Genomic DNA, 23,060 nt, shown 5'->3' on the forward strand with positions numbered 1-23,060 from the left:
GAGGTACGCTGACCTGGAATATCGCGTCGAACGCAGATCATGAAAAGCCCAGTGATCTGCTCCCTCTCCTCGGGGAGAGGGCTGGGGTGAGGGGTGGGCTCACCTCGGTGACCGGTCAGACCCGGAACTGGCGCAGCAACCCGTTGAGCTGTTCGCTCAGTTGCCCAAGGCGCAAGCTGGCTGCACTGGATTGCTCAGCCGCCAACGCGGTGCTATGGGAAAGCCCGGCCGCCTGGGTCACGTTCTGGTTGATGTCCTCAACCACCTGCGCCTGTTGCAAGGTAGCGCTGGCAATCGACGCATTCAGGCCATTGAGATTACGCAACGCCTGGCCAATTGCATTAAGGCTCGCCCCGGCCAGTCCCGCCTGCTCGATGGTCAATTGCGAGGCCTTGCTGCTGTCGCCGATCACCTTCACCGCAGCCTCCGAGTGATTCTGCAAACGCTCGATCATCGACTGAATTTCAGCGGTCGATTTCTGCGTACGCTGAGCCAGCAAGCGCACCTCATCGGCGACTACGGCAAACCCGCGACCCTGTTCCCCCGCGCGCGCCGCTTCAATGGCCGCGTTCAAGGCCAGCAGGTTGGTCTGCTCGGCAATCGAGCGAATCACTTCCAGCACGCTGCCAATCTGCGTGCTCTCCGCCGCCAGGGTGCGGATCACTTCCACCGCCTGATCGATCGTGCCGGAGAGCTTGTCGATCTGTTGCAGGCTGCCGTCAATGTTGATCTGGCCCTGTTGCGCCTGCGCTTCGGCATCACGCATTTCGGCGGCGGCGTGTTCGGCGTTTTTCGCCACGTCCTGCACGCCGTAGGTGACTTCGTTGATCGCCGTGGCGACCAGTTCCATCTGCTGCGATTGCTGCTGACTGCGCTGCTGCGCTTGCGAGGCATCGTTGCCCAGCTCACTGGACGACTGACCCAAAGCGCTGGCCGAGACCTGCAGATCACCAATCACTCGGCGCAACTTGGCGGTGAAGGCATTGAAGTGATGGGCCAGTTCAGTGACCTCATCCTTGCCGTGGGTATCGAGGCTGCGGGTCAAGTCGCTTTCGCCGCTGGCGATGTTCGCCATGGCATTCACGGTCTCCTGCAACGGACGGACGATGCTGCGTGCGATCAGGATCACCAGCAGCGCCATGATCAGCGCAATCGCCAGGCCGATCGCCGACGCCTTGATCATTTGTTCCTGAAATTCCGCCTGAACATCGTCGACGTAAACGCCGGAACCGATTACCCAGCCCCACGGCTCGAACAATTTCACGTACGAAGTCTTCGCAACGGGATCGGTCGCCCCCGGTTTCGGCCAGCGATAATTGACCATGCCCGCGCCTTTGGCCTTGGCGATGGCGACCATCTCGTTGAACACCGCAAAGCCGTCCGGGTCGCGGATCGCCGAGAGATTCTGGCCTTCGAGCTTGGGATTTGTCGGGTGCATGACCATCACGGGCGTGAGGTCGTTGATCCAGAAGTAGTCGCTCTGGTCATAGCGCAGGCCACGGATCGCGGTCAGCGCCTGCTTTTGCGCGGCATCCCTGGTCAGGGTGCCGGCGGTTTCCAGGCCGTGGTAATAAGTCAGCAGGCCACTGGCGGTCTGCACCACGTGCTGGGTTTTCTGCGCCTTGGCGTGGTAGAGGTCGTCGTGGATCTGCTTGAGCATCAGCACGCCCAAGGTCAGCAACATGACCACCGCCACGATCAAGATGAGCCACAAGCGTCGGCTGATCGACACACTGCGCAAGCTGTTCATAACGCTGTCACTCCGGATTCTTGTTCTTGTAATTAAACGATCGCCAGCATCCAGCCACCGCTGTGGGCTTGCGATTGCGCGACTTGAGCCGCCTAACGCGGGGAGCGCTATTAAGGCTTGTCTGTTAGGATTTCGGCCCCGCGCGCGAAAACCTGAATCCGGTTTTGATATTTCACGGAATTTTTACCGTTTCGTGTGGATCCTGTGCGCGCGCAATCGCTACAGCTTTTACCGGCTACGCTGGACGCAGTGAACGAAAAAATACTATCGGGGCATGCCCGCGCGCATCGCTCTCTGGGGGATTGATGGATCTTTGGACCGCCTTGCAGGCACTGATTCTAGGAGTTGTAGAAGGGCTGACGGAGTTTTTGCCCATTTCAAGTACCGGACACCAGATCATCGTCGCCGACTTGCTGAACTTCGGCGGCGAACGGGCCATGGCGTTCAACATCATCATCCAGCTCGGCGCGATCCTCGCGGTGGTCTGGGAATTTCGGCGCAAGATCCTCGACGTGGTGATCGGCCTGCCGACCCAGCCGAGCGCACGGCGTTTCACCGCCAACCTGCTGATCGCCTTCCTGCCGGCCGTAGTGCTCGGCGTAATTTTTGCCGATCTGATCCACGAATATCTGTTCAACCCGATCACCGTGGCGGCGGCGCTGGTCATCGGCGGAATCATCATGTTGTGGGCCGAACAGCGCCAGCATGAAGTGCATGCCGAAACCGTCGACGAGATTCGCTGGACCGACGCGCTGAAAATCGGCTTCGCGCAATGTCTGGCGATGATTCCAGGCACCTCGCGTTCCGGCTCGACGATCATTGGTGGCTTGCTTTTCGGCCTGTCACGCAAGACGGCCACCGAGTTTTCATTTTTCCTCGCCATGCCAACCATGGTCGGTGCGGCAGTGTATTCGGGCTACAAATACCGCGACCTGTTCGTGCCGGCGGATTTCCCGGTGTTCGCCATTGGTTTCGTCACGGCGTTCATCTTCGCCATGATCGCTGTACGCGGCCTGCTCAAGTTCATCGGCAGCCACAGTTATGCAGCGTTTGCCTGGTACCGGATTGCGTTCGGCCTGTTCATTCTGGCGACCTGGCAGTTCGGCTGGGTGGATTGGTCGGCAGCGAAGGCATGAATGATCCGCGCACGCCCCGCCCTGAGGGACGACCTACAGGCGGCCGCGTTCAGCATCTGAAATTGAAGCTTGTGATGTTGCTGATCGTCTGCGCGCTGCCGCTGTTCGGTTCGCTGTCGATTTGGCTCAGCGGCATCTCGCGGGTGCCGCTGGCGGCGTACGGGATTGTCAGTGTGCTGGCGTTCTTTCTGTACTGGGCCGACAAACGCAAGGCCCGCGCCGATGCCTGGCGCACGCCGGAAAACATCCTGCATGCGGTAGAACTGGCGGGCGGCTGGCCGGGAGCTTTGATCGCTCAGCAGGTGTTTCGGCACAAGACGCGCAAAGTATCGTTTCAGATTCTGTTCTGGGCGATCGTGTTGTTGCATCAGGTGTTCTGGATTGACCAGATTTTCCTCGGATCGAACTTGCTGTCGCTGATTTAACGTCCACCGAAAATCCCTGTGGGAGCGAGCCCGCTCGCGAAAGCAATCTCATCGTCGCTGATGAGTCGCCTGACAAACCGCCTTCGCGAGCAGGCTCGCTCCCACAGAGTCTGCGTGCTTACAAAAGCAGGCCGATTTGGGTTTTCTTAGGCAACTTGCTCACCACCAGTTGATGCGATCGCTGCAACAAACCCTGCAATTCCTCGGCACCCAGCGGGTAGGGCGGGTGCATGATGATCCACTGCGCCCGTGCCAGATACGGCGCTGGATGAATCCCCGGGCGGTCGCAATGGCCGAGAAACAGGTCCTTGTCGACCTTGAACGCCAGCGAATCTCCTCGCAGCCCCTGCAAGGCAAACATCTTGTTGCCGGCAATCGAGAACACCCGTACGCCGCCCCATTTGTAATCTTCCCGGGCGCCGGGCAGGGCCAGACAAAACTCGGCGACCTCGGCTTCGCTCATTCTTCCCTGTTTCATAGAAATCTATCCCCGCAGGCATTGAACGATTCGACCAAGTGATCGATCCATGCGCGCACCGCCGGCATTACCCCGCGCCGGTGCGGATACACCGCTTGCAGCCAGCCGCCAGGCAATGACCATTCCGGCAGCACTTGCACCAGTGTGCCGTTACGCAATTCGGTTTCGCAGAACATCATCGGCAGCACGGTAAAACCCTGACCGGCCAGGACGCAGGCCTTGCGCACCACGAAGTCATCAATGCCCAGCCGCGCTTCCATGCTCAGATCAACACTCTTGCCCTGCTGATCGAGCAGGCGCACATGCACCATGCGATCGGCTTCCAGCGCGCCCAGTACCGGCAGGGTTTTCAGGTCCTGCGGATGATTGATGGTCTTGCCTTGCATGAACGCCGGGCTGGCGATCACCACCGCCTGGGCCTGACGCAAGCGGCGGGTGACCAGCAACGGGTCTTCATCACCGTGATCGCGCACACGCAAAGCGACATCGATGCCTTCGGTGACCAGATCGACCCGGCGATTGAGCAGCACGACCTCCAGCTGCACCTGCGGATACTTGCCGAGAAAGTCGCTGATCACCGTCGGCAGCATTTCATGGGCAAGCCCGGTCGGGCACGACACCCGCAAGCGCCCGCGCGGTTCGCTGGACATGCTCGCCACCGCTTCGTCAGCCATTTCCGCTTCCAGCAACATCGCCTGACAGTGGCGCAAATAGCGTTCGCCAACGGCGGTGAGATTGAGTTGGCGAGTGGTGCGTTGTAGCAGACGCGCGCCGAGTCGGTCTTCCAGTTCGGCAATTCTTCTCGAAAGCCGTGACTTGGGAATACCGAGCAAGCGCCCGGCGGCGGCAAATCCGCCGGCTTCAACCACTTTGGCGAAATAGTAGAGATCGTTGAGGTCCTGCATGCGCGTTTCCAGTCGTTCTATCAATGGGACGAACTATCGCATTGTCGGCGACTAATCAGCTATTGGTTTGTTGCGTAGGATTGTCTCCATTCCGTCGCCGCCGGCGATTCTTTCAGGAGAACCCACATGAAACTTTTGCATATCGATTCGAGCATTCTCGGCGACAACTCGGCTTCCCGTCAGCTGAGCCGTCAAGTCGTCGACGCCTGGCAAGCCGCCGAGCCGAGCGCCGTGGTCACCTACCGCGACCTGGCCGCCGATGCGATCAGCCACTTCTCGTCGACCACGCTGGTTGCCGCCGGCACCACCGCCGAACTGCGCGACGCTGCGCAACAGCACGAAGCCGAGCTGAGCGCTTCGACCCTGGCCGAATTCATCGCTGCCGACGCCGTGGTGATTGCCGCGCCGATGTACAACTTCACCGTTCCAACCCAACTGAAAGCGTGGATCGACCGCGTCGCCGTCGCCGGCCAGACGTTCCGCTACACCGAAGCCGGCCCTGAAGGCCTGTGCGGCGGCAAGAAAGTGGTGATTGTGTCGACCTCTGGTGGCATCCATGCCGGTCAGGCCAGCGGCATCGCTCACGAAGAGTATCTGAAGCTGGTACTGGGCTTCCTCGGCATCACCGATATCGAAATCGTCCGCGCTGAAGGTCTGGCCTATGGCGAAGAAGTGCGCAACAACGCCATGAGCGCTGCGCAAGCGAAGATCAGCGAGCAACTGTTCGCCGCCGCGTAAGGCTTGCGTAAAGAACAGCGACTGTTCAGGCAATCCCCAAAAAACTCTGTATTCTGGTTCCGCAAGGGCCGAATACGGAGTTTTTTGTTTCTGGCTGTTACATAATCTGGCCCGGGTTATGCAGTTTCAGCACATCCGACGATGTGGTCCAACAGGGTAGGGCATTCATGAGGCATCTTTGTGCACTGTTGCTGATTTGCCTGCTGGCCAGCCTGAATTCAGTGCAGGCCGCACCGGGGCGCCACCCTGTCTGGAGCGTCGGTTATCACGAGATGACCTTTCTCGACCCGCTCGATCTGCAACCGATGCGCGCCATCGCTTTTTATCCGTCCAGTGACCGCGAGCACATGAGTTTGCTTGAGGGTTACTCGGTCGAGGCCGGTGAAGACACCAAGGTCGCGATCGGCCGCTTTCCCATGTTGATGCTGTCCCACGGCAATACCGGCACGCCGCTGGCCTTGCATGATCTGGCGACGTCGCTAGCGCGCAAAGGGTTTGTCGTGGTTGCGGTGATTCATCCCGGCGACAACTGGCGCGACCATAGCCGACTTGGCACTTTGAGCAATCTCTACGGCCGGCCAATCCAGATTTCCCAAGCGATCACCGCCACCCTCGCCGACAACATGCTGGCGCCGTTCGTCAACGCTGAACAGGTCGGTGTGATCGGTTATTCGGCCGGTGGCGAGACCGCGTTGATTCTTTCCGGGGCGCAACCGGATCTGGATCGTCTGCGCCGCTATTGTCAGGAACGCCCGGACGATCACGACGCCTGTAACACCCAGGGCGAGCTGATTGTCGATCGCGATGACTTGCAGCCGGTGGCCGATCCACGGGTACACGCGTTATTGCTGATGGCGCCGCTGAGCCTCAAGTTCGGCCGCCATACCCTCGCCGATGTGCACGTACCGGTGCTGCTCTACAGCGGCGACGGCGACAAACTGGTGGCCTTCGATAAAAACGCTGCGGCTTTGGCGCGCAAACTGCCCACCGCGCCGGACTTCAAACTGCTGGCCGGAGCAGGGCACTTCGTGTTCATGGCGCCGTGCACCGAAGAGCAGATCCGCGCCATGCCGGCGTTGTGCACCGATGCCGACGGAGTGGATCGCGAGGATATACACCGCAACCTGATCTCCGAGGCCGGACGATTTTTTGCTCATGCACTGGGCAGATCGACACGGGCCGGGATGCAGACGGCGGATCAATAACTCAAACACCGCTCCCACGGGAAATTGAATTGTCTGCTTTCAGGAAAGTGCGCGGCGCTTGAGCAACAAGGTCAGGCCCAACCCGGTCACCGATAACAATGCCGCGCTGAAGAAAATCCACGAATAGCCCAGATTCAACGCCACCGCGCCCATCAATGGCCCGGCAATCGCCAGTGCCAGATCGAAGAACACCGCATAAGCCCCCAACCCTGAACCACGGCTGGAACTCGGCACCTGTTTGATCGCTTCCACCCCCAGAGACGGATACACCAGTGACAGCCCGAACCCGGCCAGCCCTGCGCCAATCAACGCATACGCAGTGGAGGGCGCCAGCCACAACATCACCAGGCCGACGGTTTCAACCGACATGCAAACGATGGCGGAGGCAAACCCGCCAAAGCGGGCGATGGCCGAAATAAACAGCAATCGCGACAGAATGAAACACACGCCAAACACGGTCAGGCAGTACGCCGCGCCGGTCCAGCCTCGGTTGAGGTAATAAAGGGTGATGAACGTGGTCAGCGTGCCGTAGCCGATCGAGGCCAGCGTCAGGCTGGTGCCGTACGGCGCAATCTTGCCGAACACCGCCCAGAACGAGAGGCGCTCGCCACGAATCACCGGCACCGAAGGCTTGTTGCGGATCAACCACAGCGCACCGGCCGCCAACGCCGACAGCGCGAGGCCAAGGCTGACAAAACCATATTCGGCAACCATCACCACGCCTAACGGCGCGCCAATGGCAATTGCGCCGTAAGAGGCGATGCCGTTCCAGCCAATGGATTTCGCGGTGTGCTCGACACCGACCTGGCCCATGCACCAACTGATGGTGCCGACGCCGATCAGGCCTTGGGCGATACCGAGCAACAAGCGCCCGGCAATCAGGATCAACAGGCTGGTCAGCGGAAAGCTTTGCAGCAAGGTCGACAGCAACGTCAGCGCGCCACTGAGGACAATCCCCCACAAGCCATAAATGATCGCCCGTTTGGTGCCGAGCGTGTCCGACATGCGCCCGGCCATTGGCCGACTGAGCAGGGTGGCGAGGTACTGCGAGCCGATCACCAGGCCGGCAATGATCGCGCTGAAACCCAGTTGCTCGTGGACATAACCGGGCAATACCGCAATCGGCAAACCGATACAGAGAAAGGCAATGAAAGTGTAGAACACGATGGAGACGATCTGCAGGGTGATCGCCAGGGAGCTTTGCGGTGGCAGTGGCTGCGCAGACATGAGCACTCGTTCGCGGGCGGCGGTGGGAGAGTCGCCGACATCATGGCGCGGGGCCGGGATAAAAGAAAGCAGGCTAACTACTTCGCCTTAATGATCGTTCCCACGCGGAGCATGGGAACGATCAATGTGGGAGCGAGCCTGCTCGCGAATATCTGCGCACCCACAATTCCCAAACGCCGAATGCAAAAAGCCCCGTCACACGGACAGGGCTTTTAACTTGCAGCTTGCAGCTTGAAACTCGCAGCTGCTCTTAGAAAACAACGCCCTGGCTACGCAGGTAGTCGTCATAAGTGCCGCTGAAGTCGGTCACGCCATTCGGGCTCAGCTCGATGATGCGCGTGGCCAGGGACGATACGAACTCACGGTCGTGGCTGACGAAAATCAGCGTGCCCGGATAGTTTTCCAGCGCTAGGTTCAGCGCCTCGATCGATTCCATGTCCAAGTGGTTAGTCGGTTCGTCCATGATCAGCACGTTCGGCTTTTGCAGGATCAGCTTGCCGAACAGCATGCGACCTTGCTCACCACCGGAGATCACCTTGACCGACTTGAGGATCTCGTCGTTGGAGAACAGCATCCGGCCCAAAGTACCGCGAATCATCTGCTCGCCCTGGGTCCACTGACCCATCCAGTCGAACAGGGTGACGTCGTCTTCGAAGTCGTGAGCGTGGTCCTGAGCGTAGTAGCCCAGCTCGGCGGCGTCGGTCCATTTCACGCTACCGGCATCCGGGGTCAGTTCGTTGACCAAGGTGCGCAGCAGGGTGGTCTTGCCGATACCGTTCGGGCCGATGATCGCGACGCGCTCGCCGGCTTCAACCTGGAAGCTGAAGTCCTTGAACAGTGGCTTGCCGTCGAAACCCTTGGCCATTTTCTCGACCATGACCGCCTGACGGTGCAGCTTCTTGTTCTGTTCGAAACGAATGAACGGGCTGACCCGGCTGGAAGGCTTGACCTCGGCCAGCTGGATCTTGTCGATCGCCTTGGCGCGGGAGGTGGCCTGCTTGGCTTTCGAGGCGTTCGCCGAGAAGCGGCTGACGAACGATTGCAGCTCGGAGATCTGCGCTTTCTTCTTGGCGTTGTCCGACAGCAGTTGCTCGCGGGACTGGGTCGCCACGGTCATGTACTCGTCGTAGTTGCCCGGGAACAGACGCAGCTCGCCGTAATCCAGGTCAGCCATGTGCGTGCACACGCTGTTCAGGAAGTGACGGTCGTGGGAGATGATGATCATCAGGCTGTTGCGCTGGGTGAGGATGTTTTCCAGCCAGCGAATGGTGTTGATGTCCAGGTGGTTGGTCGGTTCGTCGAGCAACAGCACTTCCGGATCGGAAAACAGTGCCTGCGCCAGCAATACGCGCAGTTTCCAGCCTGGCGAAACTTCGCTCATCGGGCCGAAATGCTGTTCCAGCGGAATGCCCAGACCCAGCAACAGTTCGCCGGCGCGGGATTCGGCGGTGTAGCCGTCCATCTCGGCGAACTCGGTTTCCAGCTCGGCAACGGCCATGCCGTCTTCTTCGGACATTTCCGCCAGCGAATAGATGCGATCGCGCTCGGCCTTGACCTTCCACAGCTCTTCGTGACCCATGATCACGGTGTCGATCACGGTGAATTCTTCGTAGGCGAACTGATCCTGGCGCAGCTTACCCAGACGCACGTTCGGCTCGAGCATGACCTGGCCACCGGACGGATCGAGATCGCCGCCGAGGATTTTCATGAAGGTCGACTTGCCGCAACCGTTGGCACCGATCAGGCCGTAGCGATTGCCTGCGCCGAATTTGACCGAAACGTTTTCGAACAGCGGCTTGGCGCCAAACTGCATCGTGATGTTAGCTGTGGAGATCAATTACCTTACCTATCAATGGGTTAGAGCTGGTCTGTGGTGCCTGGTACAAACTTGCGTACCAATCTGGAGCTTTTCCAGCTCCCCCAGTCTGTGCTTGAGTTGAGCCAACGTGCATAAGCCGTCCGCAACTGGGGCCGTTGAAGGCAAGCTGCTGAGCGACGAGTACGGGGTTCTTGTTGGACATTGGCGCGCATTGTCTCATAACTCAGACGGCAGTTATATGGCAGGCAAACGGGCGTACACATCGGCTCGTCCGAGAAGCGACCGATATCCGCTGATCAAAATCTCGAAAACCCGAATGAACTCACTCGACCATTTTCACTTCGGAAAGTGGAGCAGCAGCCATTTTGTTCAAACGAGTGAGGACCAAGCCATGCGAGCAATGACCTATCACGGCGCCCATGACGTGCGCGTCGAAACCGTACCGGACCCGAAACTTGAAGCCGCCGACGACATCATTCTGCGCGTCACCGCCACCGCCATCTGCGGGTCGGACCTGCACCTGTATCGAGGCAAAATACCCACCGTCGAGCACGGCGATATCTTTGGCCATGAGTTCATGGGCATCGTCGAAGAAACCGGGCCAGCCGTCACGGCCGTGCAGCGCGGCGACCGTGTGGTGATTCCGTTCGTGATCGCCTGCGGCGATTGCTTCTTCTGCCAGCAAGAGCTTTACGCCGCTTGCGAGACCACCAATGAGGGCCCCGGTGCGGCGCTGAACAAGAAAATGATTCCGCCGCCAGCAGCGCTGTTCGGCTACAGCCGTCTGTATGGCGGAATTCCCGGTGGCCAGGCGGAACTGGTGCGGGTACCTAAAGCCAATACCGGCCCGTTCAAGGTGCCAGGCACGCTATCGGACGAAAAAGTGCTGTTCCTGTCCGATATCCTGCCAACTGCCTGGCAAGCCGTGATCAATGCCGGCGTCAAACAGGGTTCGAGTCTGGCCATTTACGGCGCCGGCCCGGTCGGGTTGCTCACCGCAGCCTGCGCGAGAATGCTCGGTGCTGAGCAGATCTTCATGGTCGACCATCACCAGTACCGCCTCGATTATGCCCAGCGCACCTACGGCGTGATTCCGATCAACTTCGATGAAGACGATGACCCGGCCGACACCATTACCGGCCAGACTCCCGGCCATCGCGGCGTCGATGCCGTGGTCGATGCCGTCGGCCTTGAAGCCAAGGGCAGCACCACCGAAACGGTCATGGCTACACTCAAGCTTGAAGGCAGCAGCGGCAAGGCCTTGCGCCAGTGCATCGCCGCTGTACGCCGTGGCGGCGTGGTCAGCGTTCCGGGGGTGTATGCCGGGTTTATCCATGGCTTTATGTTCGGCGACGCTTTTGACAAGGGCCTGACCTTCAAAATGGGCCAGACTCACGTACAGCGTTTTCTGCCGGAGCTGCTTGGCTACATTGAAACCGGCAAGTTGCAGCCCGAAGCGATCATCACTCACAGGCTGTCGCTGGAGCAGGCGGCCGAGGGCTACAAGATCTTCAATAAGAAGCAGGAAGAATGCCGCAAGGTGATTCTGACCCCGGGTGGCAGCGATGTTCCGCTGGCGCAGCTGGATGAAACCACGCCGTTCGCACCGGCCACCTGAAATTGAGGAGTTTTCATGGCGCTACCGTCATCTTCGTTCGCCGCCCCCGTGCGCGCATGGCTCGTCAGCCTTTCGCGTACGGGCTGGGGAGGGCGCATTTTCTGGCTCACCCTGGTCGGTGTAACCGTGTTATTGCTGATCAGCGGCTACACCGGTTTGGTCAGTACCGGCCGCGACACGCTACGCCTCGCTTCTCTCGGCGGGCTGTCGGGTTTTGCCGCCACGGCAATCGGTGCGTTGCTGGCCCTGGCGTTGCGGGCGATTACTTCGCGAACTCAAGACACCATGCTCGGTTTCGCGGCGGGGATGATGCTGGCAGCCAGTTCCTTTTCACTGATCCTGCCGGGCATTGCGGCGGCGAAGGAGGCGGTGAGCAGTCCCATGCTCGCCGCTGCCGTCGTTGTGGCCGGCATGGCCTTGGGCGTAGCGTTGATGGTCGGCCTCGACCGCTTCGTTCCTCACGAACATGAAAAGAGCGGCCGGCGCGGGCCTGAAGCCAAGCGCTTCAATCGGGTCTGGCTGTTCGTGCTGGCGATCACGTTGCACAACCTGCCGGAAGGCATGGCGATCGGCGTCAGCTTCGCCACCGGCAACATGAAAATCGGCTTGCCGCTGACTACTGCGATCGCCATTCAGGACATCCCCGAAGGTCTGGCCGTGGCGTTGGCGCTGCGGGTGACCGGAATTTCCGCAGTGCGTGCAGCGTTGATTGCCGCCGCTTCAGGATTGATGGAGCCGTTGGGCGCGATCATCGGTTTGGGCATCACCAACAGCTTCGCGCTGGGCTTCCCGGTGGCGATGGGCCTGGCTGCGGGTGCGATGATCTTCGTGGTATCCCACGAAGTGATTCCGGAAACTCACCGCAACGGCCACGAAACACCGGCCACGCTCGGGCTCATGCTCGGCTTCGGCGTGATGATGTTTCTCGACACGGCTTTGGGTTAGCCAACCGACGCACACCACTGAGCGCATCGCCCCGCACAAAAAAGGAATTTTTTTCAGCGCCAATCACTCTTTCGTTTATAGGCAATGCCAATAACGCAGGGGAATGAGTCATGTCGCTGATCGAAATCCCGACCAGGAAGTCTTCGGGTAAAACATCCACGCTGGCGGATACCGAGCGCCGGCTCTATGACCGATTGCTGGCGGAAGACTCCACGGTTGATCGCGCGGCACTGGACTTTCTGCGCCGGCAAATGAGCAAGGCGGCTGCGCTGTCTGACGATTTGCCGGCCAGCGCCGAAGACCTGCTGCAATGGTCGGAAACCCGCTGCGCCAGCGTGGCGGCCGAGTACGCCGATTACCTTGAGCAACGTCAGCAGGGCGCGCCGCGCCGCTATTTCCGCAACAAATCCCACGCGTTGTATTTCATTCTGCATGTGGCACCGACCAAAGAGGTCGATGGCGCCTGGCTGGCCGGGCTGTTGCCGCAGTGGCAGGACCCGCGTTTCGACGATTTACTCGATACCTATCTGGAAGAGCTGGGAGAGGGCGTGCCACGGCAGAATCATGTGGTGATCTATCGCAAGCTGCTCGCCGAGCATGACTGCTCCGATTTGAGCGGTCTTGCCGACGAGTATTTTCTGCAAGGCGCGGTGCAGTTGGCGCTGGGACGTTTCGGCGGGCAGTTTTTGCCTGAAGTTATCGGTTTCAATCTCGGCTACGAACAACTGCCTCTGCATCTGCTGATCAGTGCTTATGAATTGGCAGAGCTGGGCATCGATCCGCACTATTTCCGCCTGCATGTGACCATCGACAACGCCAGCACCGGCCACGCGCGCAAGGCTGTGCAATCAATGCTCGAACTGATGCCGCTGGGCGAAGAGCGCGATGAGTTCTATCGGCGCATGGCTGTTGGTTATCGCCTCAATGACATTGGCAAGGGCACAACCGCCGTGATCACAGAGTTCGATCTGGACCATGAAGTCATCGCCATGCTTGAGCGCAAGGCTGTCTTTGGCCGGCACATGCATTCCGATTACTGCCGCATCGAAAACCGCACCATCAATCAATGGCTGGCCACGCCGGGGCAAATGGGCGAGTTTCTTTCGGCGCTGGAGCGCAAGAGCTGGATCAAGCGCGGCGAGGCGGTGGAAGAAAGTCGCTTCTGGCGGTTGATCGACGGTAGCGATGCGGCGATGTTCGGTGTGTTCAACGGCTATGAAAAACAGCTGCTGCGCGACTGGATCACTCAGGATTGCCCGGCATCCCGGCCTCGGCCTTATGTGCGCCGCGAAGCTGCTGTCGAGGAAACCTTTGACGATGATGCCGATCTGCTCAATCTGGAAGCGGCACTGGCCGACAAACCTGCCGCCGAGCAAATGGCGTTGTTGATGCCTTGGCTGCAACCGCAGCGACACTGGCGCCCGGCCGGACTTTTCGCGACGCGTCGCTTCATCCAACTGCGCGCCCGCTTGCGTTGAAACAAGGAGGCTTCATGTCGGCACAAGAAACATCCGATAGAGCCCTGTTCGAGTTGGGCAAGCGCCTGCTCGACAGTGGTTATCACTTCATCACCCCAACGCCATTGACTCACGAACGATTTCTGCAGCGCTTTGCCACGCCGTTGGCCAAGGATCTGCGCGATGTGTTTGGTTGGTCGATGCCGTTTCCTTCAGAGCTATTTCGCGCAGAGGAACTGGCCACGCTGGAGCAGGCCGGCGTAGTCGAACGCGATGGCGCCGTGTGGCGCAGCCATGTGCGCTGGTCGACGCTGAATGACCGGTTGTTCGCCCACTCGGCGTTTCCGACGACGGCGAGTGATGCGGTGTTCTTCGGCCCCGACACTTATCGCTTCGCCCAGGCCATCGAAGCGCAATTGCAGCAACGCTTTTCGCCGATCAGACGCGCGGTGGACATCGGCTGCGGAAGCGGCGCCGGCGCGGTGGTCATGGCCAAGGCACGTCCTGATGCCGACGTGCTGGCGGTCGACATCAATCCGCGGGCGCTGCGCATGAGCGCGGTTAACGCCGAGCTGGCGGGCGCAAACAATGTGTCGGTGTATCACAGCGACCTGCTCGCCAGTGTCGAGGGGCAGTTCGATTTGATCATCGCCAATCCGCCGTACATGAACGACGAACAACAGCGCGCCTATCGCCACGGCGGCGGGGCGCTGGGTGAAGGCTTGTCGGTGCGGATCGTGCGTGAGGCGTTGCCGCGCCTGGAAGTCGGCGGTACGTTGCTGGTGTACACCGGCGTGGCGATCGTCGCCGGGCAGGATCCGTTCCGCGAGGCCGTGGCGCCTCTGCTCAAGGGCGAGCGTTTTGGCTGGACTTATCGTGAGCTTGATCCGGATGTGTTCAGCGAGGAACTGCTCAAGCCTGAATACGAGCGCGCCGAGCGAATCGCCGTGGTCGCACTGACAGTAACCCGCGAGCAGTGACCGATAGTTGGGCCACTGCTCGCGCGGTGGCCTTCAGCGATTTCTGATGCGCGAGATCGTCAGCAGGCAAACCCCTACCAGCATCGCAGCCCCGGCTACCAATAGCGGCGAAGGGCGTATCGGCTGCCGCGAGATACGCTCGATGCGCCCGGCGACGGAAGCGCGCACTGGCGCAGCAGGTTCCGCCAGATAAGGCGCTTCTTCGATCTCCAGCCGTAAGCCGTCCGGCATCACAAGCGTCAGCCCTTCTATCGTGCCGGCAATTCTGCCCGGATAAACCGGCTCACCGGTCGGGTCGAGCTGGTCGTAGAAGAATATTTGCCCTTCAAGCCAGCCGATGGCCGTCTGCAACTCAGGTCCCAGGTAATACTTTCCATCGAGAAAAAAGCCAGAGAATTGCGGCGCGCGCTCGACGCTTTCAATTCGATAGCGCTGACCTGGTTTCATACCGGTTTCTGGGGCGATCATGGGGGTTCCTCCGTTATTGGTAAGCGATAGAGGAGCGCGTGCCAAGCGTGGTTCCATCGAAATGAGCAACGGGCGTTTGTATGGATTCAAGTGTGCTGGAGCTTTACACGCAAACGCGCAAGACAGTTTTTCACAGTTGAGGGTTCACTATCGGTTACGAACTGTGGCTAAAATGCCACCCTTTCACCGAGCGCCCGGAAACGGCGCGGGCCAAGGACGCGCCCTGTGCATCAAGACCGCTGCATAAGACGCTGGGCCTCAGGTCGCCACGCGCGCAGTTTGTTCACTTTTGACGTGTGACTCTTTTCCGTGAAACTCATCATTGCCGCTGTTTATGTCATCTCCATTGCTTACGTTCACTTGCGTGGACGCGTGCGCCACAAACTGGGGCGGCAACTGAGTGACCACTCGACGTTTCTCGCCCCGATCAATTGCTTTCTCTATCTTTTTTCGAAGATTCCCAACAAGCCCTATCTGAACCCGGCAGACTTTCCCGATCTGAGCCCGTTGCAGGCGCACTGGGAAGAGATTCGCGAGGAAGGCCAGAATCTGTTGCGTGCCGGCGAAATCAAGCGCTCGAATCAGTATGACGATGTCGGTTTCAATTCTTTCTTCAAGACTGGCTGGAAGCGCTTCTACCTCAAGTGGTACGGCGACAGCCATCCATCGGCGATGAAGCTGTGCCCGCGCACCACCGAACTGGTGCAAAGCATCGGCTCGATCAAAGCGGCGATGTTTGCCGAGCTGCCACCGGGCTCGAAGCTGGTGCGCCACCGCGATCCGTACGCGGGTTCCTACCGTTATCACCTGGGCCTGGATACGCCGAATGATCCCGGCTGCTACATCAACGTCGACGGCGAGAACTATCACTGGCGCGATGGCGAAGCGGTGATGTTCGACGAGACGTTTATTCATTACGCAGAAAACACTACGGATCAGAACCGCATCATCCTGTTCTGTGACATTGAGCGGCCGCTGAAATACCGCTGGGCCGCCGCGTTCAACCGCTGGTTCAGCCGCACCGTGATGTCAGCGGCAGGCGCGCCGAATGATGCGGGGGACAAGACTGGTGGTATCAACCGCTTGTTTACCAAGATCTACAAGATCCGTTTGCGCGGCAAAGAGTTGAAGAAGCGCAACCGAACGCGTTACTACTTGGAAAAATGGACGATTTTTGCGGCGCTGCTGGCGATCTTTATTCTGATCTGAAGGCTTGCGGCGTCAGTACCGGCCTCTTCGCGAGCAGGCTCGCTCCCACAATTTGGAATGCGTACCCCTGTGGGAGCGAGCCTGCTCGCGAAGGCGGTTTCACTTCCAACATACCTCTAGCTGGCCCAACGCTTACTCCCCAGACGCCTTCCGAGCCTTCTTCGCCGGCGCCGCCTTACTGGTTGATTTGGCCTTGGGCTTGGCCGGTGCCTTGCCGCCGAGGCTGCGTTTAAGCAGCTCGGTCAAATCGATAACGTCGGCAGTCTTGCGCTCTTCCTCGCCAGTGGCGGTCTCGACGTCCTCGATCTTGCCTTCGTGGGCTTTCTTCTCGACCAGCGCCATGATCTTGTCTTCGAACTCGTCCTTGTAGTCCTCAGGCGACCACTCCGAGGTCATGTCTTCAACCAGACGTTTGGCCATGTCCAGCTCGCCCTTGGCCAGTTGCGGCTTCGTCACTTCGCTGCCCAGCGCCAGTTCATCAAGGCTGCGCACTTCCTGCGGCCAGCGCAGTTTCACCAGAACCAGCGCCGACTCCAGCGGCATCAACGCGGCCAGGTATTGACGGGTATGCAGGACAACGCGGGCGAGGGCGACCTTGTTGGTTTTGCTCAGGGTTTCGCGCAGCAACGCGTAGACCTTGCCGCCGCGCTTGTCTGGCGCCAGGTAGTAGGGCGTATCGATGTTCTGCAGCGGAATCTGCTCGGCATCGACGAACGAGAAAATGTCGATGGTCTGCGTGGAAACGGGGTGCGCCGAGCGGATTTCTTCCTCGCTGAGCACCACATATCGGCCCTTTTCGTAGGCCACGCCTTTGACGATGTTCTCTTTGGTGACTTCCTTGCCGGTGACCTTGTTGATGCGTTTGTAGCCCACCGGGTCCATGCTGCGGCTGTCGAGCCAATCGAAGTCCACGCCTTGGGACGACGTCGCTGAAACCAGCGCCACGGGGATGTGTACCAGTCCAAAACTGATTGCGCCTTTCCAGATTGCCCGAGCCATGACCTGTCCTCCGAGTGATGATCAGGTGACCCGTGGCGCGGTGAGAAAGTTTCCAGTGATTGCGCGGCGTCCAGCGGTACGGTCAAGCCGTGTTACATGTTGTTTAAGGCGCGAGGGTTAACAAATCCGAACCCACGGCGTAGCGTGGGCTCCAAGGCTCTAGTCCACGCACATCGAGAGGTATTTCCCATGAACCGGTTTCTGCTTGGCATCGCCGTCCTTGCCCTCAGTGGCGGTCTGGTTCATGCCGATGTCGTGCTGGCGCAAAGCCCTACCGGCAACAGCAACAATCCCTACAACAGCCCGATCCGCCGGGCCAATCCCAACAGCATGCAGGGCACCCAGCCCAGCGCTCCGCCCCTTCGCGGGCCGAACACCGTTCCCGTGCCACGTCAGCCGACCGTTGAAAATCGCGGCATCGGCAATGGCCAGCCAATTCGCTCGGTGCCGAGCAATCCGCCAACCTTCATTCCCAACCCGCCCCCACGGGGCACCGGCAGCAACCGTTGAACGGCAGGACTGATGTTCTGTCAGCCTTTCACACGAACAAAAGGAATCGTGCATGTTGCGTAAAACCCTACTAGCCACCTGCTGCGCCGCCGCGCTGATCAGTGCCCCGGCATTCGCCGCCGCGCCCAAGGAGCTGAAAAGCGAACAGGGCATTCTTGAAGTCACCACCATTGCCCAAGGCCTGGAACATCCGTGGGCGCTGGCATTTCTGCCTGATCAGAAGGGCATGCTGGTGACTGAACGCCCGGGTCATCTGCGCGTCGTCAGCAAGGACGGCAAACTGTCGGAGCCGATCAGTGGCGTGCCGCAAGTCTGGGCCAAAGGGCAGGGCGGTTTGCTTGATGTGGCGCTGTCGCCGGACTTCAAGCAGGACCGCATGGTCTACCTGTCGTACGCAGAAGGCGGCGGTGAGGGCGGCAAGGCTGGTACGGCGGTAGGGCGCGGACGGCTTTCCGATGACCTGAAGACGTTGAAGGACTTCAACGTGATCTTCCGTCAGGAACCGAAACTCTCAGTGAGCAACCACTTCGGTTCGCGGCTGGTGTTCGACCGCGACGGGTATCTGTTCATCACCCTCGGTGAAAACAACGATCGGCCGACTGCGCAGGATCTCGACAAGTTGCAAGGCAAAGTCGTACGCATCTTCCCGGATGGCAAGGTGCCGGACGATAACCCTTTCGTCGGCCAATCCGGTGTCAGGCCTGAAATCTGGTCCTATGGCCTGCGCAACCCGCAGGGCGCGGCGCTCAATCCGTGGACCGGCACGCTGTGGGAGAACGAACACGGGCCACGTGGGGGCGATGAAGTGAACATCATCGAGCGCGGCAAAAACTACGGCTGGCCGTTGGCGACCCATGGCATCAATTACTCGATGCAGCCGATTCCAGAGGCCAAGGGCAAAACTGCTGAAGGCACCGTGGCGCCGCATCATGTCTGGGAAAAATCCCCCGGGGTTACCGGCATGGCGTTCTACGACGCCGATCGCTTCACCCCGTGGCAGCACAACGCGTTTATCGGCGCACTGGTGTCCCAGGAGCTGATTCGACTGCAGTTCGATGGCGACAAGGTCGTGCATGAAGAGCGTCTGCTGGGTGAGTTGAACAAGCGGATCCGCGATGTGCGCCAAGGGCCGGATGGCTATCTGTATGTGCTGACGGATGAAGAGAATGGCTCGCTGTACAGGCTGGGGCTGAAATAAGCCAATCGATCGTTCCCACGCTCTGCGTGGGAATGCAGCCCGGGACGCTCTGCGTCCAAAAAGATCGCAGCCTTCGGCTGCTCCCCAATGAGCCGCGCCAGTCAGTCCCGCATTTGGCCGAACCGCCGCCCCGTTGCCTTGTTATAGTTCGGGCCTTATTTCCCAGCCCGGTAAAGGATCACTGCCATGACTCAATACTCCGCCTTCAGTGTCGAACTGGCCGACAACATCGCGCATGTGCAGATCAATCGCCCGGAAAAGATCAACGCAATGAACGCGGCGTTCTGGAGCGAGATTGTCGAGATATTCCAATGGATCGACGATACCGACGAAGTCCGCGTGGCAGTCCTCAGCGGTAACGGCAAGCATTTTTCCTCCGGCATTGACCTGATGATGCTTGCCGGCGTCGCCAATGAGCTGGGCAAGGACGTGGGCCGCAATGCGCGCCTGCTGCGGCGCAAGATCCTCAATCTGCAAGCCTCGTTCAACGCCGTCGACAACTGCCGCAAACCGGTGCTTGCTGCGATTCAGGGCTATTGCCTGGGCGGGGCGATCGATCTGATCTCGGCTTGTGATATGCGTTATGCCGCCGAGGACGCGCAATTTTCCATCAAGGAAATTGACATCGGCATGGCCGCTGACGTCGGTACGCTGCAACGGTTGCCGCGAATCATCGGAGACGGCATGCTGCGTGAACTGGCTTACACCGGTCGCACCTTTGGCGCCGAGGAAGCGCGCAGCATGGGCCTGGTCAATCGCGTCTACAGCGACAAGGACACGCTGCTCGAAGGCGTGTTCGGCATTGCCCGCGACATCGCGGCGAAGTCGCCGATTGCCGTGACCGGCACCAAGGAAATGATCAGCTACATGCGCGACCATCGCATCGACGATGGTCTCGAATACGTTGCCACCTGGAACGCCGCCATGCTGCAATCCACCGATCTGCGCGTGGCCATGGCCGCCCACATGAGCAAACAGAAACCCGAATTTCTGGATTGAGTTAACCATGACCTCTCGCTGGACCACTGCAGTACTCGACACCGATCAACCCGGCGGCTGGGCCGTAGCGCGCAGCCCGGAAGGCTTTCTGTTCGATGACAATGGCGCACTGTTCCCGCGCGAATGGCTCAAGCGCCAGGACCTTTCAGTCCTCGCCGAGCATGGGATTGGTCATCTGGATGGCGAACCGGTCTATCTGCTCGAGTTGCGCAGTGTCAGCGAAGTGCCCGGTTGCGGCTGGAAAGGCTTGCGGGCGTTCATGCTCGAAGGCGATCACACGCTGTACAAAGTGCTCGGTTATGCCGCACAGATCGGCACTTGGGCACGAGAGCATCGCTTCTGCGGCAACTGTGGCCAGCCGATGACACAAGTACCGCGCGAACGAGCGATGTATTGCCAGCCGTGCGAGCTGCGCAGTTATCCGCGCATTTCACCGAGCATGATCGTGCTGATTACCCGTGGCGACGAAATCCTTCTGGCACGCTCGCCGCGTTTCGTCACCGGGGTTTACAGCACGCTGGCCGGTTTCGCCGAGCCGGGGGAATCAGCCGAGGATTGCCTGATTCGCGAAGTTCGCGAGGAAGTGCAGATTGAAGTGAAGAACATCCAGTACATCGGCAGCCAGTGCTGGCCGTTCCCGCACTCGATGATGCTCGGCTTCCATGCCGAATATACCGGTGGCGAGATTGTCTGTCAGGAAGACGAGATCGAGGACGCTCAGTGGTTCAACGTGCACGAGTTGCCGCCGTTGCCAGCGTCGCGTTCGATTGCCCGTTACCTGATCGACGTATATGTGGCGCGGCGCTTAGGCCACGCTGAACCAGTGTTGCCAGGCTAAGCGCACAGTCAGCCCGAGCACGACGGTGATGAACACCGGACGAATGAATTTGGCGCCGCCGCTGATCGCGGTGCGCGCGCCAAAGAAAGCCCCGACCATCACCGACAGGCCCATGCACAAGCCAATGATCCAGTCGACTTGTCCGGAGAAGATGAACACCGACAGCGCCGCGATGTTGCTGACAAAGTTCATGCTGCGCGCCACGCCGCTGGCCTTGACCAGATCGATCGGGTACAGCAGCAGACTGCTGACTGTCCAGAACGCGCCCGTGCCGGGGCCGGCCACGCCATCGTAGAAGCCGAGGCTGAAGCCTTGGGTCGATTGCCATTTCTTTTTGATCGGCGCGTCGCTGTCCAGCGGCGCTTTCGGCGTGCCGCCAAACAGCAAATACAGGCCACAGGCGAAAACGATCACCGGCAGCATCTTGTTCAGCCATTCGGCCGGCAGGTAATGCGCAACCACCGCGCCAGTCAGCGCGCCGACCAAGGTGCCGACAATGGCGTGGGTCCACTGACGTGGGTGGAACAGTTTGCGCTTGTAGAAGGTGAGGCTGGCGGTCGCCGAACCGAAGGTCGAGCTCAGCTTGTTGGTGCCCAGCACCAGATGCGGCGGCAGGCCCGCCGTCAGCAGCGCTGGCGTGGTCAACAGACCGCCACCGCCAGCGATGGCATCGATGAAACCGGCAAGGAAAGCAACAGCAGCCAGAATGGCCAGGGTGGTGAGGTCAACGCTGAGTTCGAAAGGCATGGAGTCGGCTTATTCGGCAAGGCGCAGAACGTGGGCTGCGGGGAGGGCGGTTATGTTACCTGTATCGAACTGTTGCGGCGAGCCAGAGCATGCCGTCGTCAATTACAGTGTGGAATACATTCCTGTGTAGGAGCTGCCGAAGGCTGCGATCTTCCGGGACGCAGAGCGTTCCGGCTGCTGCGCATGGGAACGATCAAATCAAGATCAAAAGATCGCAGCCTTCGGCAGCTCCTACACAGGGGTGGGTTGGCTTTAGAGACCGAGTTCACTCAGCCCCGGATGATCATCCGGCCGGCGGCCCAGCGGCCAGTGGAATTTGCGCTCGCTTTCCTTGATCGGCATGTCATTGATGCAGGCATAGCGTTGGAACATCAGGCCGTGTTCATCGAACTCCCAGTTCTCGTTACCGTACGAGCGGAACCAGTTGCCCGAATCGTCGTGCCATTCATAGGCATAACGCACGGCGATACGCGTATCGGAGTAGGCCCAGAGTTCTTTGATCAAGCGATAATCGAGTTCCTTTGCCCACTTGCGCGTCAGAAATGCCTTGGCCTCTTCGCGGCTGTTGGCAAACTCGGCGCGATTGCGCCACTTGGTATCGAGGGTGTAAGCGAGCGACACCTTCTCTGGATCGCGGCTGTTCCAGCCATCCTCGGCCAGACGCACCTTCTCGATCGCTGACGCATGGTTGAATGGCGGCAATGGCGGACGTACCTGGGCTGCAGTCGACATATTCAATCTCCTGATTCATTTGATGTATGAACAACAAGTCCGGCTTATTAAGAGTTACAGGCCCAATAACTTTCGCGCCATGCATTGCGCATTATCGGCGGCACTGTGATCACCCATCACAAGCGCTACGGTAATGGCGCCTTCAATCAGGATCAGCAACTGTCTGGCCAATAGTTGCGGATCCTCGGCACCATATTCGGTACACAGCTTGCTCACGTAGTCGAGCAGCTTCTGTTTATGTTCTTTGGCCACCAGCCGCACTGGATCCTGCGGATCACCCGTTTCGCCGCTGGTGTTGATAAAGGCACAGCCGCGAAAGCCTTCCGAGTCGAACCAGCCCTTGAGCACGGTAAACAGGTTGAGCAGGCGATCGGTCGGGGTTTCGGCCTGATCGACAGCATGCGTGAACCAGTGCATCCAGCGAACATCGCGCCGCTGAAGGGCCGCGACAACCAGTGCGTCTTTGTCGGCAAAGTAACGATAAATGCTTTTTCTGGAGACGCCGGCAGTCTTCACCAGAAGATCCATGCTGGTGGCAGCGATGCCACTTTTGTAGATCAACTTTTCGGTGACATCCAGAATGATGTCGCGTGTGTCATTGCTGATTGATTCGTTCATGTGGCTAACAGTAGAACGAGTGTTCTCCTTGGTCAAGCGAATTTCTTCGGCGTGTGTGA

The 23,060-nt window shown here is 59.6% G+C and carries 23 protein-coding genes; 13 read left to right on the forward strand and 10 right to left on the reverse strand.

The genetic code is table 11. The features are described 5' to 3' along the window. Nucleotides 1–115: 115 nt before the first annotated feature. The gene (locus D8U82_RS01285) at nt 116–1,750 is read right to left on the reverse strand and encodes a methyl-accepting chemotaxis protein (protein WP_122611301.1); all 1,635 of its coding nucleotides are present in this window, start codon (nt 1,748–1,750) and stop codon (nt 116–118) included. A gap of 305 nt (nt 1,751–2,055) precedes the next feature. On the opposite strand from D8U82_RS01285, the gene D8U82_RS01290 reads away from it, so the two are divergent. Together D8U82_RS01290 and D8U82_RS01295 are read left to right on the forward strand one after the other, a co-directional pair. After that, on the forward strand, nt 2,056–2,886 hold the full coding sequence (locus D8U82_RS01290) for an undecaprenyl-diphosphate phosphatase (RefSeq protein ID WP_016774688.1): 831 nt from the start codon (nt 2,056–2,058) through the stop codon (nt 2,884–2,886). Further along, a complete protein-coding gene (locus tag D8U82_RS01295) occupies nt 2,883–3,311 on the forward strand; it encodes a DUF1294 domain-containing protein (protein ID WP_130901509.1) in 429 nt (142 codons plus the stop codon). Before D8U82_RS01290 ends, D8U82_RS01295 begins: the two co-directional genes overlap by 4 nt. Before the next feature lie 118 nt (nt 3,312–3,429). Here D8U82_RS01295 and D8U82_RS01300 read toward each other — a convergent pair whose 3' ends face one another. Together D8U82_RS01300 and D8U82_RS01305 are read right to left on the reverse strand one after the other, a co-directional pair. Beyond that, nucleotides 3,430–3,789, reverse strand: a complete 360-nt coding sequence (locus D8U82_RS01300; RefSeq protein WP_016774690.1) for an MmcQ/YjbR family DNA-binding protein — start codon at nt 3,787–3,789, stop codon at nt 3,430–3,432. Then, complete coding sequence (locus D8U82_RS01305) at nt 3,786–4,694, reverse strand: LysR substrate-binding domain-containing protein (RefSeq protein ID WP_130901510.1); 909 nt, start codon at nt 4,692–4,694, stop codon at nt 3,786–3,788. Before D8U82_RS01305 ends, D8U82_RS01300 begins: the two co-directional genes overlap by 4 nt. 126 nt (nt 4,695–4,820) lie before the next feature. On the opposite strand from D8U82_RS01305, the gene D8U82_RS01310 reads away from it, so the two are divergent. Then, a complete protein-coding gene (locus D8U82_RS01310; protein WP_016774691.1) occupies nt 4,821–5,432 on the forward strand; it encodes an FMN-dependent NADH-azoreductase in 612 nt (203 codons plus the stop codon). A gap of 167 nt (nt 5,433–5,599) precedes the next feature. Further along, nucleotides 5,600–6,637 carry a dienelactone hydrolase gene (locus D8U82_RS01315; RefSeq protein ID WP_122507326.1) on the forward strand — a complete coding sequence of 346 codons (1,038 nt, stop codon included), beginning with the start codon at nt 5,600–5,602 and terminating at the stop codon, nt 6,635–6,637. Nucleotides 6,638–6,676: 39 nt separating this feature from the next. Here the strand turns inward: D8U82_RS01315 and D8U82_RS01320 are convergent, their stop codons facing one another. Both D8U82_RS01320 and D8U82_RS01325 read right to left on the reverse strand, forming a co-directional pair. Further along, nucleotides 6,677–7,864, reverse strand: coding sequence for an MFS transporter (locus tag D8U82_RS01320; RefSeq protein WP_130901511.1), 1,188 nt, complete (start codon nt 7,862–7,864; stop codon nt 6,677–6,679). A gap of 250 nt (nt 7,865–8,114) precedes the next feature. Continuing rightward, nucleotides 8,115–9,701 carry an ABC-F family ATPase gene (locus D8U82_RS01325; RefSeq protein ID WP_016774693.1) on the reverse strand — a complete coding sequence of 529 codons (1,587 nt, stop codon included), beginning with the start codon at nt 9,699–9,701 and terminating at the stop codon, nt 8,115–8,117. 373 nt (nt 9,702–10,074) lie between these two features. On the opposite strand from D8U82_RS01325, the gene D8U82_RS01330 reads away from it, so the two are divergent. The 4 genes from D8U82_RS01330 to D8U82_RS01345 all read left to right on the forward strand — a co-directional run bounded on the left by D8U82_RS01330 (nt 10,075) and on the right by D8U82_RS01345 (nt 14,683). Beyond that, the gene (locus D8U82_RS01330; RefSeq protein WP_130901512.1) at nt 10,075–11,301 is read left to right on the forward strand and encodes a zinc-dependent alcohol dehydrogenase; all 1,227 of its coding nucleotides are present in this window, start codon (nt 10,075–10,077) and stop codon (nt 11,299–11,301) included. Nucleotides 11,302–11,316: 15 nt separating this feature from the next. Then, complete coding sequence (locus D8U82_RS01335; protein ID WP_130901513.1) at nt 11,317–12,246, forward strand: ZIP family metal transporter; 930 nt, start codon at nt 11,317–11,319, stop codon at nt 12,244–12,246. A 110-nt stretch (nt 12,247–12,356) separates the two neighbouring features. Then, nucleotides 12,357–13,724 carry an iron-containing redox enzyme family protein gene (locus D8U82_RS01340; RefSeq protein ID WP_130901514.1) on the forward strand — a complete coding sequence of 456 codons (1,368 nt, stop codon included), beginning with the start codon at nt 12,357–12,359 and terminating at the stop codon, nt 13,722–13,724. Nucleotides 13,725–13,738: 14 nt separating this feature from the next. Further along, nucleotides 13,739–14,683, forward strand: a complete 945-nt coding sequence (locus D8U82_RS01345; RefSeq protein WP_016774697.1) for a class I SAM-dependent methyltransferase — start codon at nt 13,739–13,741, stop codon at nt 14,681–14,683. Between the two features lie 33 nt (nt 14,684–14,716). Here the strand turns inward: D8U82_RS01345 and D8U82_RS01350 are convergent, their stop codons facing one another. After that, nucleotides 14,717–15,151 carry a hypothetical protein gene (locus D8U82_RS01350; RefSeq protein ID WP_024012933.1) on the reverse strand — a complete coding sequence of 145 codons (435 nt, stop codon included), beginning with the start codon at nt 15,149–15,151 and terminating at the stop codon, nt 14,717–14,719. 309 nt (nt 15,152–15,460) lie between these two features. On the opposite strand from D8U82_RS01350, the gene lpxO reads away from it, so the two are divergent. Next, nucleotides 15,461–16,360 (forward strand): lipid A hydroxylase LpxO, encoded by a 900-nt coding sequence (gene lpxO / locus D8U82_RS01355; protein ID WP_130901515.1) that lies wholly within the window; start codon nt 15,461–15,463, stop codon nt 16,358–16,360. Nucleotides 16,361–16,492: 132 nt separating this feature from the next. Here the strand turns inward: lpxO and D8U82_RS01360 are convergent, their stop codons facing one another. Then, nucleotides 16,493–17,359 (reverse strand): Ku protein, encoded by an 867-nt coding sequence (locus D8U82_RS01360; RefSeq protein WP_016774700.1) that lies wholly within the window; start codon nt 17,357–17,359, stop codon nt 16,493–16,495. Nucleotides 17,360–17,548: 189 nt separating this feature from the next. Between D8U82_RS01360 and D8U82_RS01365 the strand changes: the two genes are divergently transcribed. From D8U82_RS01365 to nudC, 4 genes are all read left to right on the forward strand, one after another. Then, on the forward strand, nt 17,549–17,869 hold the full coding sequence (locus D8U82_RS01365; RefSeq protein WP_016774702.1) for a hypothetical protein: 321 nt from the start codon (nt 17,549–17,551) through the stop codon (nt 17,867–17,869). Between the two features lie 52 nt (nt 17,870–17,921). After that, nucleotides 17,922–19,067: a PQQ-dependent sugar dehydrogenase gene (locus D8U82_RS01370; protein ID WP_122698300.1), complete on the forward strand. Its 1,146-nt coding sequence runs from the start codon at nt 17,922–17,924 to the stop codon at nt 19,065–19,067. Nucleotides 19,068–19,253: 186 nt separating this feature from the next. Next, a complete protein-coding gene (locus D8U82_RS01375) occupies nt 19,254–20,066 on the forward strand; it encodes a crotonase/enoyl-CoA hydratase family protein (protein WP_130887286.1) in 813 nt (270 codons plus the stop codon). 7 nt (nt 20,067–20,073) lie between these two features. Next, nucleotides 20,074–20,904 carry an NAD(+) diphosphatase gene (nudC, locus tag D8U82_RS01380; RefSeq protein WP_130901516.1) on the forward strand — a complete coding sequence of 277 codons (831 nt, stop codon included), beginning with the start codon at nt 20,074–20,076 and terminating at the stop codon, nt 20,902–20,904. Here the strand turns inward: nudC and D8U82_RS01385 are convergent. From D8U82_RS01385 to D8U82_RS01395, 3 genes are all read right to left on the reverse strand, one after another. Then, a complete protein-coding gene (locus tag D8U82_RS01385; protein ID WP_130901517.1) occupies nt 20,872–21,651 on the reverse strand; it encodes a TSUP family transporter in 780 nt (259 codons plus the stop codon). The two genes, nudC and D8U82_RS01385, sit on opposite strands and share 33 nt — an antisense overlap. 252 nt (nt 21,652–21,903) lie before the next feature. After that, complete coding sequence (locus tag D8U82_RS01390; RefSeq protein WP_130901518.1) at nt 21,904–22,383, reverse strand: nuclear transport factor 2 family protein; 480 nt, start codon at nt 22,381–22,383, stop codon at nt 21,904–21,906. A gap of 54 nt (nt 22,384–22,437) precedes the next feature. Beyond that, entirely contained in the window at nt 22,438–23,001 is a 564-nt protein-coding gene (locus D8U82_RS01395) for a TetR family transcriptional regulator (protein ID WP_122698296.1), read from the reverse strand. Nucleotides 23,002–23,060: the final 59 nt, after the last annotated feature.

This window comes from Pseudomonas sp. Sample_23 (assembly GCF_004307595.1).
GTDB classification, from domain to species: Bacteria; Pseudomonadota; Gammaproteobacteria; order Pseudomonadales; family Pseudomonadaceae; genus Aquipseudomonas; species Aquipseudomonas atacamensis.

Coding starts and splice junctions, on each gene's coding strand:
- D8U82_RS01390 (WP_130901518.1), bottom strand. CDS start 22,383: ATGTCGACTGCAGCCCAGGTACGTCCGCCATTGCCGCCATTCAACCAT.
- D8U82_RS01360 (WP_016774700.1), bottom strand. CDS start 17,359: ATGGCTCGGGCAATCTGGAAAGGCGCAATCAGTTTTGGACTGGTACAC.
- D8U82_RS01295 (WP_130901509.1), top strand. CDS start 2,883: ATGAATGATCCGCGCACGCCCCGCCCTGAGGGACGACCTACAGGCGGC.
- D8U82_RS01375 (WP_130887286.1), top strand. CDS start 19,254: ATGACTCAATACTCCGCCTTCAGTGTCGAACTGGCCGACAACATCGCG.
- nudC (WP_130901516.1), top strand. CDS start 20,074: ATGACCTCTCGCTGGACCACTGCAGTACTCGACACCGATCAACCCGGC.
- D8U82_RS01365 (WP_016774702.1), top strand. CDS start 17,549: ATGAACCGGTTTCTGCTTGGCATCGCCGTCCTTGCCCTCAGTGGCGGT.
- D8U82_RS01315 (WP_122507326.1), top strand. CDS start 5,600: ATGAGGCATCTTTGTGCACTGTTGCTGATTTGCCTGCTGGCCAGCCTG.
- D8U82_RS01305 (WP_130901510.1), bottom strand. CDS start 4,694: ATGCAGGACCTCAACGATCTCTACTATTTCGCCAAAGTGGTTGAAGCC.
- D8U82_RS01320 (WP_130901511.1), bottom strand. CDS start 7,864: ATGTCTGCGCAGCCACTGCCACCGCAAAGCTCCCTGGCGATCACCCTG.
- D8U82_RS01370 (WP_122698300.1), top strand. CDS start 17,922: ATGTTGCGTAAAACCCTACTAGCCACCTGCTGCGCCGCCGCGCTGATC.
- D8U82_RS01330 (WP_130901512.1), top strand. CDS start 10,075: ATGCGAGCAATGACCTATCACGGCGCCCATGACGTGCGCGTCGAAACC.
- D8U82_RS01335 (WP_130901513.1), top strand. CDS start 11,317: ATGGCGCTACCGTCATCTTCGTTCGCCGCCCCCGTGCGCGCATGGCTC.
- D8U82_RS01340 (WP_130901514.1), top strand. CDS start 12,357: ATGTCGCTGATCGAAATCCCGACCAGGAAGTCTTCGGGTAAAACATCC.
- D8U82_RS01300 (WP_016774690.1), bottom strand. CDS start 3,789: ATGAAACAGGGAAGAATGAGCGAAGCCGAGGTCGCCGAGTTTTGTCTG.
- D8U82_RS01395 (WP_122698296.1), bottom strand. CDS start 23,001: ATGAACGAATCAATCAGCAATGACACACGCGACATCATTCTGGATGTC.
- D8U82_RS01345 (WP_016774697.1), top strand. CDS start 13,739: ATGTCGGCACAAGAAACATCCGATAGAGCCCTGTTCGAGTTGGGCAAG.
- D8U82_RS01385 (WP_130901517.1), bottom strand. CDS start 21,651: ATGCCTTTCGAACTCAGCGTTGACCTCACCACCCTGGCCATTCTGGCT.
- D8U82_RS01290 (WP_016774688.1), top strand. CDS start 2,056: ATGGATCTTTGGACCGCCTTGCAGGCACTGATTCTAGGAGTTGTAGAA.
- D8U82_RS01285 (WP_122611301.1), bottom strand. CDS start 1,750: ATGAACAGCTTGCGCAGTGTGTCGATCAGCCGACGCTTGTGGCTCATC.
- D8U82_RS01350 (WP_024012933.1), bottom strand. CDS start 15,151: ATGATCGCCCCAGAAACCGGTATGAAACCAGGTCAGCGCTATCGAATT.
- D8U82_RS01310 (WP_016774691.1), top strand. CDS start 4,821: ATGAAACTTTTGCATATCGATTCGAGCATTCTCGGCGACAACTCGGCT.